This window comes from Youngiibacter fragilis 232.1 (genome assembly GCF_000495435.3).
Classification (GTDB): Bacteria; Bacillota; Clostridia; order Clostridiales; family Clostridiaceae; genus Youngiibacter; species Youngiibacter fragilis.
In genome coordinates this window covers 1-11,010 of record NZ_AXUN02000064.1, presented here as the reverse complement: position 1 = coordinate 11,010, position 11,010 = coordinate 1, and the positions used below count along the sequence as shown (strand labels likewise).

12 protein-coding genes are annotated in these 11,010 nt (G+C 46.5%); 4 read left to right on the top strand and 8 right to left on the bottom strand.

Annotated elements, in window-relative coordinates:
• From T472_RS04355 to fabG, 4 genes are all read left to right on the top strand, one after another.
• On the top strand, nt 1-756 hold a 756-nt coding region (locus T472_RS04355; protein ID WP_023863351.1), incomplete at its 5' end, for a sigma 54-interacting transcriptional regulator.
• Between the two features lie 305 nt (nt 757-1,061).
• A complete protein-coding gene (locus T472_RS04350) occupies nt 1,062-2,609 on the top strand; it encodes an acyl CoA:acetate/3-ketoacid CoA transferase (protein ID WP_023386465.1) in 1,548 nt (515 codons plus the stop codon).
• Nucleotides 2,610-2,674: 65 nt separating this feature from the next.
• Nucleotides 2,675-3,961, top strand: a complete 1,287-nt coding sequence (locus tag T472_RS04345) for a GntP family permease (RefSeq protein ID WP_023386466.1) — start codon at nt 2,675-2,677, stop codon at nt 3,959-3,961.
• An 87-nt stretch (nt 3,962-4,048) separates the two neighbouring features.
• A complete protein-coding gene (fabG, locus tag T472_RS04340; protein WP_023386467.1) occupies nt 4,049-4,789 on the top strand; it encodes a 3-oxoacyl-[acyl-carrier-protein] reductase in 741 nt (246 codons plus the stop codon).
• Between the two features lie 26 nt (nt 4,790-4,815).
• Here the strand turns inward: fabG and T472_RS04335 are convergent, their stop codons facing one another.
• The 8 genes from T472_RS04335 to T472_RS04300 form a co-directional block, all read right to left on the bottom strand.
• Nucleotides 4,816-5,043 (bottom strand): hypothetical protein, encoded by a 228-nt coding sequence (locus tag T472_RS04335; RefSeq protein WP_023386468.1) that lies wholly within the window; start codon nt 5,041-5,043, stop codon nt 4,816-4,818.
• 82 nt (nt 5,044-5,125) lie between these two features.
• Nucleotides 5,126-5,959, bottom strand: coding sequence for an RnfABCDGE type electron transport complex subunit B (locus tag T472_RS04330; protein ID WP_023386469.1), 834 nt, complete (start codon nt 5,957-5,959; stop codon nt 5,126-5,128).
• A 12-nt stretch (nt 5,960-5,971) separates the two neighbouring features.
• A complete protein-coding gene (gene rsxA, locus T472_RS04325; protein WP_023386470.1) occupies nt 5,972-6,550 on the bottom strand; it encodes an electron transport complex subunit RsxA in 579 nt (192 codons plus the stop codon).
• Between the two features lies 1 nt (nt 6,551).
• Nucleotides 6,552-7,238, bottom strand: coding sequence for an electron transport complex subunit RsxE (rsxE, locus tag T472_RS04320; protein WP_023863350.1), 687 nt, complete (start codon nt 7,236-7,238; stop codon nt 6,552-6,554).
• Nucleotides 7,239-7,247: 9 nt separating this feature from the next.
• Complete coding sequence (locus tag T472_RS04315) at nt 7,248-8,255, bottom strand: FMN-binding protein (protein WP_023387507.1); 1,008 nt, start codon at nt 8,253-8,255, stop codon at nt 7,248-7,250.
• Nucleotides 8,255-9,127, bottom strand: coding sequence for an RnfABCDGE type electron transport complex subunit D (locus T472_RS04310; RefSeq protein ID WP_023387508.1), 873 nt, complete (start codon nt 9,125-9,127; stop codon nt 8,255-8,257). Before T472_RS04310 ends, T472_RS04315 begins: the two co-directional genes overlap by 1 nt.
• 12 nt (nt 9,128-9,139) lie before the next feature.
• On the bottom strand, nt 9,140-10,402 hold the full coding sequence (locus T472_RS04305) for a 4Fe-4S dicluster domain-containing protein (protein WP_023387509.1): 1,263 nt from the start codon (nt 10,400-10,402) through the stop codon (nt 9,140-9,142).
• 190 nt (nt 10,403-10,592) lie between these two features.
• Nucleotides 10,593-11,010, bottom strand: a 418-nt coding sequence (locus tag T472_RS04300) for a MetQ/NlpA family ABC transporter substrate-binding protein (RefSeq protein ID WP_023863348.1), incomplete at its 5' end; no start/stop codon positions are given.

Genomic DNA, 11,010 nt, shown 5'->3' with positions numbered 1-11,010 from the left:
TCCGAGCTTTTCGGATATGAGTCGGGAGCGTTCACAGGAGCCAAGAAAGGCGGAAAGCCAGGTAAATTCGAGCTTGCCGACAAGAGCACCATATTCCTTGATGAAATCGGTGACCTCCCCCTTCCCATGCAGGTCAAGCTTCTGAGGGTCATACAGGAAAGGGAGATTGAGAGGATCGGAGCAACCAAGAGCCAGAAGGTTGATGTAAGGATAATAGCTGCGACCAACAGGAACCTTGAAGAGATGATAAAACTGAAGACCTTCAGGGAAGACCTTTACTACAGGCTGAATGTAATCAACATACAGATACCTTCATTGAGGGAAAGAAAGGAAGATATTCCATTGCTTGCAAGGCATCTGATGAGGACTATCTCTTCAGAAATGGAACGCCATGTGACAGACATATCAGAAGATGCCATGGCAGCCCTGGCAGCCTATGAATGGCCTGGAAACATAAGGGAACTGGGCAACCTTATTGAGAGAGCCCTGAACCTTGTCGACAAGCAGGCTTCCATAGGCATAGATCAGCTTCCGCGATATATTACGCAAAATCTGGTAAAGCACGACAACAATTCAGGGGTTAAGGTTGTTCCGATAAGTATGGAAGGTTCACTTAAGGAAATAACTCAGGAGATAGAAAAAAAGGCGATCAAGGAAGCTCTCGAGGAATTCAACGGGAATAAACTCAGGGCAGCTATTAAGCTTGATATCAGCAGGACAAGCCTGTATGAGAAGATGAAGGCTTATGGATTGTAGTGTACATTATATGGACACTGTAAATATTTTGTACACTTGTGCGCTTTTTTATAAAGCGAGGCCACAAAACGTTGGGATTCATGGTTTTCATGAAAACGTTTAAACTTTAACGAAAAATAGTGTCCAAAATTTGGACATAACATGAATGTTTTTTCAGGTTAGGATTGGAAATTGCCTGCAAATGTTTACCTGAACTTAACGTTTTGACCGAAAAAAGCACAAATAAGCATCAAAACAACCTGTTTTTCCTCTTGGCACGAATCTTGCATATAGTATTTTGTAATATTTCGAAAGGAGGAAAATAATTGGTTAAGTTTTTGACTGCAGCGGAAGCTGTAAAACTGATCAAGTCAGGAGATACTGTAGCCACAAGCGGATTCGTCGGCAACGCTGTTCCGGAAGAAGTCGAAGCAGCCCTTGAAGCAAGGTTCGTTGAAACGAGTGAACCGAGGGACCTCACACTGGTATATGCTGCCGGGCAAGGCGATGGAAAGACAAGAGGACTGAATCATCTTGGGCACGAAGGACTGCTGAAGAGAGTCATAGGCGGACACTGGAACCTGGTTCCCAAGGTACAGAAGCTTGCGATGGAAAATAAGATCGAAGCATACAACCTTCCACAGGGAACCATATCTCAGCTGTTCAGGGAGATTGCCGCCAAGAGAGCCGGAATGATCACGAAGGTGGGTATGAAGACTTTCGTTGATCCCAGGGTCGAAGGTGGCAAGCTGAATCCAAAGACGACTGAGGACATTGTTGAACTGATCACAGTCGGAGGGGAGGAATACCTTTTCTACAAGTACTTCCCTATCAATGTGGCACTCATCAGAGGTACATATGCTGATGAAAAAGGCAATGTGACCATGGAGAAGGAAGCAGGAACCCTTGAAGCACTTTCACTGGCTCAGGCAGCCTACAACTCTGGCGGAACTGTAATAGTGCAGGTAGAGAAGGTTGTCAAGGCAGGAACTCTGGACGCAAGGATGGTAAAGGTACCTGGAATCTACGTGGATGCGATTGTTGAAGTCGCTGACATGAAGAACCATATGATGACTTTCTCCGAAGCGTTCAATGTAGCCTATACCGGTGGGGTAAAGGTACCTGTTCACTCAGTAAAGCCTCTTGAACTGGATGAAAGAAAGGTCATAGCTAGAAGGTGCGCAATGGAACTCGTTCCACACGCAATCATAAACCTCGGTATCGGAATGCCTGAAGGCGTCTCAATCGTTGCAAACGAGGAGCACATACAGGGACTGATGCTCACGGTAGAGCCAGGACCTATCGGTGGAATACCTGCAGGAGGGCTGAGCTTCGGCGCAGCGACTAATGCAGAGGCGATCATCGACCAACCCTACCAGTTCGATTTCTATGACGGCGGCGGACTTGATGTGGCTTATCTCGGCCTTGCGCAATGCGACAGGATCGGAAACATCAACGTCAGCAAGTTCGGACCGAAAATCGCAGGAGCAGGCGGATTCATAAACATCACCCAGAATGCGAAGAAGGTAATATTCTGCGGAACATTCACCGCAGGCGGACTGGAGCTGGAGGTAGGTGACGGACGACTAAAGATCAACAATGAAGGCAAAGTCAAGAAGTTCCTCAAGGACGTTGAGCAGATAACCTTCTCTGGCGAATATGCAAAGGAAGTCAGGCAGGAAGTGCTTTATGTAACCGAAAGAGCCGTATTCGAGCTTACCCAGGAAGGACTTGTCCTTACCGAAATTGCACCAGGAGTTGAACTCCAGAAGGACATTCTTGACCAGATGGAATTCGAGCCCGGCATATCACCTGATTTGAAGATCATGGACGAGAGGATCTTCAGACCGGAACCGATGAACCTAGTACTGTAATCCCCCACTTACTAATTGTATATAATATTTATATTATATAGATCTTCATTATAAGGAGGAGTAAAATGTTTGGTATTTTCTTAGGTCTTGCACTACTTATGATCCTCGCGTACAGAGGCATGTCCATCATCTGGATAGCTCCTATCTGCGCACTTGTCGTTGGACTCACAGGAGGTCTTGACCTTCTGCCGATGTACACCGACACTTACATGACCGGATTCGTAGGATTCACAAAATCATGGTTCCCGACATTCATGCTTGGCGCCATATTCGGAAAGATCATGGACGAGTCAGGCGGAGCAAGGTCCATAGCTTCCTGGATAGCAAAGGTTCTTGGAGCAAAGAGGGCTATGCTTGCTATAGTCCTTGGATGCGCCGTACTTACCTACGGCGGAATATCCCTCTTCGTTGTCGTATTCGCAGTTTATCCGCTTGCACTTGCTCTGTTCAGGGAAGCTAACATAACAAGGAAGCTCATACCTGGAGCAATTGCGCTTGGAGCTTTCGGATTCACAATGACAGCAGTACCTGGATCACCTCAGATACAGAACCTCATACCTATGAAGTACTTCGGAACAACTGCTACAGCAGCTCCCGTACTCGGTATTGTTGCAACCATATCAATGCTTGTATTCGGTATGTTATGGCTGTCCTACAGGGAGAAGCAGTATACAGCAAAGGGAGAAGGCTTCGTAGAACCTGACAAGAAGGTAGACACAACAGACCACGAGCACCTGATGAATCCTGCACTTGCAATACTTCCTCTGATAATCGTTGTAGTTGTGCTTAACGTTCTCAAGCAGAACATAGTAGTTGCACTTGCAGCTGGTATCATTGCTGGTATAGCAGTTGGATTCTCAAGACTCAAGAACCTTCAGAAGACCATCAATGATGGAGCAGCTGGATCAGTTCTTGCAATAATCAACACATCCGCAGCGGTTGGATTCGGTTCAGTAGTAAGAGCCGTACCAGGATTCAAGGACCTTACAAACCTTCTCCTTGGAATCCAGGGAAACATACTCATATCTGAAGCCGTAGCAGTCAACGCCCTTGCAGGAGCTACAGGATCAGCATCAGGCGGTATGGGAATAGCGCTTGAGGCACTTGGAGCAAAGTACATGGAGCTTGCAACAACTACTGGAGTTTCACCGGAAGCTCTTCACAGAATTGCATCGCTTTCATCAGGCGGACTTGATACACTTCCACATAATGGAGCCGTACTGACTCTGCTTGCTGTTACCGGACTCACTCACAAGGATTCATATCTTGACATCATGATGACAAGCCTTGTAAATCCAGTTATCGCAACCGTAATCTGTATAATTCTTTATGCAGGATTCGGAATACTGTAAGACATAAAACCTGGCAAAGATCAAGGAATATGCAGAAATGCATATTCCTCTCATTTAAAGGAAAATATACCAGTTCGGGAGGTTAACATGAGATTAGAGGGAAAAGTATCTGTTGTCACTGGAGCGGCTCAGGGTATCGGTAAAGCTACCGCATTGAAGTTCGCTGCTGAAGGTTCAAAAGTTGTAATATGCGATGTGAGACTTGGTTCGATGGATGAGATCTCCGCAGAGCTGAAAGAAATGGACGCAGAGTTTCTGGCGTACGAAGTCAATGTAGTCAACAGGGACCAGATCAAGACCATGGTTGACGATGTGGTATCCAAGTGGGGAAAGATTGACGTATTAGTCAACAATGCCGGAATAACTGCAGACAACCAGCTTATCAAGATGCCTGAAGAGGACTTCGACAAGGTTATCGATGTTAACCTCAAGGGAGTGTTCAACTGTACGCAGATCGTTGTACCGGTAATGTCAGACAATGGCGGCGGTGTAGTACTGAATGCATCTTCAGTCGTCGGTCTTTATGGCAATTTCGGTCAGACAAACTATGCCGCAACAAAGTGGGGCGTCATAGGAATGACAAAGACATGGGCCAAGGAGCTCGGAAAGAAGAACATCCGTGTCAATGCCATTGCACCTGGATTCATTGCAACCCCTATGGTGAAGAAGATGCCTGAAAAGGTAATTGAGATGATGGAAGGCAAAGCACCTCTCAGAAGACTTGGAACACCTGAAGACATAGCTAATGCCTATGCGTTCCTTGCATCGGAAGAGGCATCATTCATTACTGGAACTGTCCTCTCGGTAGACGGTGGAGTCGTTCTTTAAAATCAAAAGGGTAAGGAACTTCTCCCCTACTTCTTCTTGGTAAACTGGAGAAATACGAAGAGTGCAGCTCCAAACCCGATGAAACCATAAGCAAGGTTCTCGTTTTCACCGAAAATGACACCCATTATTATGAGAAATGCTGCAATTGCACCTATGGGGTCGTTTCCAGAGGAATTGCTCACCTTCCAGTTACGAAGTGCGAAGATAAGGGCGGCAGCTGTCACACCCGCTGCCAGATAAAGCCAGGGAACCATAGAATCACATCCAGTCATTTCATCTTTGATTCAATTATAACCTAAAAGCAAGGAGGACATATCAATGTCCTCCTTATTTCTTCTATGCAGTTGCCTTTGATTTCTTGTCCACCTTGCTGATCTCGAATATATCCTCAATTGATGCTGTAGGGCAGGCCTTGACACAAGCCTTGCACTGTGTGCACTTTGAGTAGTCAATCTTCGAGAGGCTGTCATTGACATGCACAGCATCGAATTCACAGGCTTTCTCGCACTTCTTGCAGGCTATGCAGCCAACCTTGCAGCTTCCCATTGTATCCTTGGCTGAATCCTTGGAGTTGCAGGCAACCCTGACCCTTGAGTTCTCAGGGACTGATTCAATAAGGTTCTTAGGGCAGACCTTCATGCAGGCGCCACAGTTGGTACATTTTGATTCATCGATTATCGCAATTCCATCGATTATCCTGATAGCATCAAATTCGCATGCTTTTACGCAGGTTCCAAGACCGAGGCATCCATATGAGCAGGATTTTGCACCTCCTCCTGGTAAAGCAGCTGCGCTTGTACAGTCCATGATGCCATGATACTCATATAGCTGCTTTGCCTTGTCGCAGTCTCCGTTACATTTGACATACGCTACCATCTTTTCAGTTGCAGAAACCTTTACTCCCATGATATCGCCGATCTTAAGTGCCACTGGTGATCCGCCGACTGAGCATAAAGTCGGGACTTCTCCGTTGTCTGCAACAGCAATAGCATACTGTTCACATCCTGCATAACCACATCCGCCACAGTTTACACCTGGCAGGACCATAAGTACGTCACCAACGAGCGGATTCTGTTTGACTTCGAATACCTTGGAGGCGAAACCAAGAAGAACTCCGAATACCAGACCCAGCGATGATAGCACCGCTACGGCTGTCAATACTTCCTTCATTCCAATCCCCTCCTATATCAGTCCCTGGAATCCCAGGAACCCAAGCGACATCAGGCTGGCAATGACCAAAGTCAAAGGCAGTCCCTTGAATGCAACAGGTATCGAGCTGACTTTTTCAAGCCTCTCCCTTATGGATGCCATAAGGACGATTGCAAGGAAGTAGCCTGCAGCTGCTCCAACTCCGTTTACAATGCTGCCTATGAGGGTGTATGACTCCTGTGTGTTGAGCAGGGCCACACCAAGAACGGCACAGTTGGTGGTGATAAGAGGCAGGTATATACCAAGGGCCTTGTAAAGGCCGGGGCTTATCTTCTTGATTACCATTTCAACGAACTGGACAAGTGCAGCGATAACAAGTATGAATGCTATGCTCCTCAGGTATCCGAGCTCGAATGGCTTTAGGAGGAAGGTATCTATGAGCCATGCTCCGGCAGATGCCATAGCCATGACGAAAGTAACCGCCAGGCCCATTCCTATTGCGGCATCCCTCTTCTTGGAAACTCCAAGGAAAGAACATATGCCGAGGAACTTTGAAAGCACGAAGTTATTAACAAGAGCAGCGTTTAGAAATATGATAAGCAATTCTCCCATTCTAGTTCTCCTCCTCAGATGTCAAATTAGACTTTGCATCTGCACCGACCATAGCTAGAAGCAGTGCATCATCATGAAGCTTGAGAGCTGCTTCACCCTTCTTGATCTTCCTGCTGTTAAGGAATGCCATCATTATGCCAAGGGCAAGGAATGCTCCTGGAGGCAGGATAAAGACATTGGCAGGCTGGAAGAAGTCCGGAGTTATCTTAATTCCAAGCAGGGTTCCGGCACCGAGAATCTCCCTTGTTGCGCCAAGCGCAGCCAAAGCCAGAGTAAATCCAAGTCCCATGCCTATTCCATCGAAGACAGACAGCAGAGGACTGTTTTTGCTTGCATAAGCTTCTGCTCTTCCCAGAATCACACAGTTGACAACTATGAGTGGAATGAATATTCCAAGTGAATTGTACAGGTCAACAGTATACGCAGCCATCAGCATGTCAACAGCTGAGACGAATCCCGCTATGACTACTATGAAGGCTGGAATCCTTACCTTGTTAGGTATGAAATTCCTTAGCAGTGAAATGAAAAGGTTTGAGAATATGAGGACTGCAGTAGCAGCAACACCCATACCGATTGCATTCATAAGGCTTGTAGTGACTGCAAGCAGCGGACACATGGCTATGAGCTGCACGAATATAGCATTTTCAGTAAAAAGACCATTTGTTATTCTTTCAAAATATTTTCCCATGTCAACCCCCTACTTCGCCAGAACATCATTGAAGTATGTTACAGCGGCGTTAATTGCCTTTATGGCACCTTCGGAGCTTACTGAAGCGCCTGAATAGACTTCAATCTTCTGAGCCACAGCATCTTTCCCCTGGAACATCTCACTGAATTCGACATCTGTGATTGCAGTTCCAAGACCCTGTGTTTCGTTCTGTTCGGTTACCATTATGTTTGTTATCTTCTTAGTCGCAAGGTCGAAACCTACAGCTACTATGATTGGAGTATCGTAGTATCCTTTTCCTTCTCCATAGACTATGTAGCCTGTAACAGCTCCGGATTTAGTGACTTTCATAGTCTTAAGGTCTCCGGCAACCTCCTCCATGGCATCGCCATCAAGAAGCATATTCTCGATTGTAGGCTCGGACTTCGGTTCTTCTACTACTGCCTCACCCTTGATTTCTGTCTTATAGTGGGTTACTGCGTCATTTACTGCAGTCGCTACCGCATTGGATGAAATCGTTGCACCAGCTACTGCTTCAATCTCATTTGGATTGGATGCAGTAGACTTGACTACCTTGAAGCTTTCTTCAATAGACTTTCCGGTATACTGGTCTATGTACTTGGATTCCTGAACAAGGGATCCGAGACCTGGGGTTTCAGCAAGCTTTGTTACCTTGGCTGCTCCTATGCTCCCATCTGCCTTTACACCAACTAGAACGTCGATAATGTCCTTGTAGCCCTGGACTGATACCTTGTATACGTAGCCCATGACGCTTCCGCCGGCCTTGGCCTCATAGATCTCCTTTATGCGGGAATCCTCGCCGGGCATGGTTCCGCCATATGGTGCTACGTCATCGGCTCCTGCCATTACGTACTCAAGGTCTTCCTGCTTTATCATGTTGTTCTTGGCTATGATGTCCTTGGTCGAGGTGTTGATGTAAGCCATTATGACTGCAACGACTGCTGTAATGACTACCAGGACCAATCCAAGCTTAAGCCATTCAATAAAATCCTTGTTACTTGATTTGACCTTGTCCATTATGCGTTTGCCTCCTTTTTGGTGTCAACTTTTCCCTTGAAGAAGGTATCGATGAATGGTGCGAAGATATTGCCAAGAATTACAGCATAATATATACCTTCTGCATTTCCTGATTTACCTATGAAAAGGCTGCCCAGAACTCCGATAACTGCTGCAAAAACAAGCTTGCCTTCATTTGTAGTCGCCGAACTTGCATAATCAGTCGCAAGGAAGAATGCTGCAAGATATACGCTGGCATTCAGCCCCAGGACTGTAACGTCGCCGAGGAATATTGCAGAATACAAGAAGCTTATGATGATGATCGTCACTGGAATCCTTGCGCGTATAACACCTCTTAGGATAAGGTAGATTCCACCGATTATTATGGCTGCAACCGAAGCCTCGCCGAGATTTCCTCCGGCCTGGCCAATTAGTCTGGTCATTGCGTCGTCTGAAGAAAATGGAACTGTGGTCATCAGTCTGCCATAAGCAGTAGCGACGAATATCTTACCTGTGACTGCCGGGTTCATGAAGTTCTGTCCAAGTCCCCCGAAAAGGCACTTTACAACTATGATCGCGAAAAGTGAAGATATTCCTGCCACCCAAAGCGGTGTGGAAAGTGGAAGCACCAGTGCTGTGACCAGACCGGTAACAACAGCTGACAAGTCACCTAATGTATGCGGCCTTCTCATTATCTTGGAGAATACGAGCTCAGAGACTACCGCTGAAGCTATTGTTGCAGCGATCAGATAGAGTCCCTCTATGCCGTTAAAATATACTCCTGCTATTGCGGGAAGTAAAAGAGCTATCAGCACATCTCTCATGATCGTGCTTACCCTCAGAGAGGATTTGATATGAGGTGATGAAGCTACTGTAAGAATTCTGTTTTCCATGTTTCCCCTCTCCTATCTCTTGACTTTCTTAGCAGTCTTGAATGACTGTGTAAGATGTCTCTTTGACGGGCAGATGTATGAGCAGAGTCCGCACTCAACGCACATTCCGCCTCTTTCTGCGAAGAATGAATCAAAGTCCCTTACGATTACGGATGCGTTCAGATCATAAGGCTTAAGGCCTACAGGACAGACGTCCGCACATCTTCCGCACCTGATGCAGTTGACTTCCTCTTCTTTGGAAACCTCAGCTTCCGTCAGGAAAAGCAGTTCCTTAATTCCCCTGTTGACAGGAGCTTCTGTGGAAAATACGGCATTTCCTGAAAGGATGGATCCGGCAACTATCCTGAAGGGTTCCTTCACTTCCGCTGCGGCCATAATCTCCGATATCGGGGTTCCATGGGGCACCCTGTACATTCCCTTCTTCCCTGCAGCCTCTCCCGACACCATTATAAGGTCGGTATGGGACAGCTCGCCCCTTTCAAGGCCTCTTGCAACGGAAGGAAGCATGAAGGCATCAATTACCATTGTGTCCTTCATGGCGAAATCGCCATATACATCCCTTGCAGCAAGGTTCATGTCATGATAGAACTGGGTAGGTACCTTTGCGACGATCTTTACCCCGGTTCCTGCAACGGCATCTGTGAATCCTGCAAGTGATTCAGCATCGCTTGTTATCAGAAGCGATATTTCAGCAGCCTTGTAGATGTCCTTGAGGATGTTGATTCCAAGAATGAAATCATCCTTTACGGAGGTGTACAGGGCTTCACCAAGCACGCCATAAAGGCCGCTTTCGGATGCGTTAAGCAAAATGTGCTTGGGGTTGCTCCTGAAAGACAGGTGCATTCCACGCTTCCTGTTTGAAAGGTTCTGGGTTTCGATTACTCCTAGGTCCTTCACGGCATCCTTGATTTCATCGAGTGACATCGCTCCATAGTTCATAGCCTTTCTTTCCATGGTCTCGTAGAGCCCGTCGTTCTCCACTACGATCATGTTTACCTTGTCACCGGCGAGGTCGTACTTCTGCACTATCTGCTTCACAGTGCCTGATACTCCGCAGTAGACCGGGACAACACTCTTGTTCGTGCTTACACCGATTACCTGGTTGACAAGCACTCTGTCGCCTCTCTTCACTGCAGGCTCGCAAACGAGATTATGCTGCTGTGAAAGCGAGTAGTACAGGGTCTTCCCTGCATCCATGACTGTTATTCCGCTGAATCTCTCAGTTGGCTTGAACTTTGGTATGTGTACTGATTTTGAAATAGAGAATAATTTCATATGAATCCTCCTGAAAATTATCTAAAATATAACAAATACCTTATTCAGTATAGCACCGTATTCAAAGATTCTCAATAATTGTAAATGTTTTAACAAGCTCAATTTTAAAGGGAAGCGTTGATTCCCAACGCTTCCCTATATAAGATTAATTTATTTTTTTGTTAACAAACATGTCACAATTGTATAAATATTAGAACGCCGGAACTATTGCTCCCTTGTACTCTGACTCGATGAATGCCTTGACCTCTGGAGAGTTGAGGGCTTCGCCAAGTGCCTTGATGCCTGCATCGTCCTTGTTGTCTTCCCTTACGGCAAGTATGTTTGCGTATGGTGACTCCTGGTCTTCGATGATCAGGGCGTCCGCCACAGGGTTAAGACCCGCTTCAAGGGCGTAGTTTGTGTTGATGACAGCTCCGTCGACATCCTGAAGGGCTCTTGCTATCGCTGCCGCTTCAAGCTCCTCGAACTTGAGGTTCTTCGGATTCTCGGTAATGTCCGCTGCAGTTATGAGAAGGCCGTCCTTGACCTTTATGAGTCCGTTTGCCGCAAGGAGTATGAGTGCCCTTGCTCCGTTTGTAGGGTCATTGGGTATTGCTATTGTCGCTCCA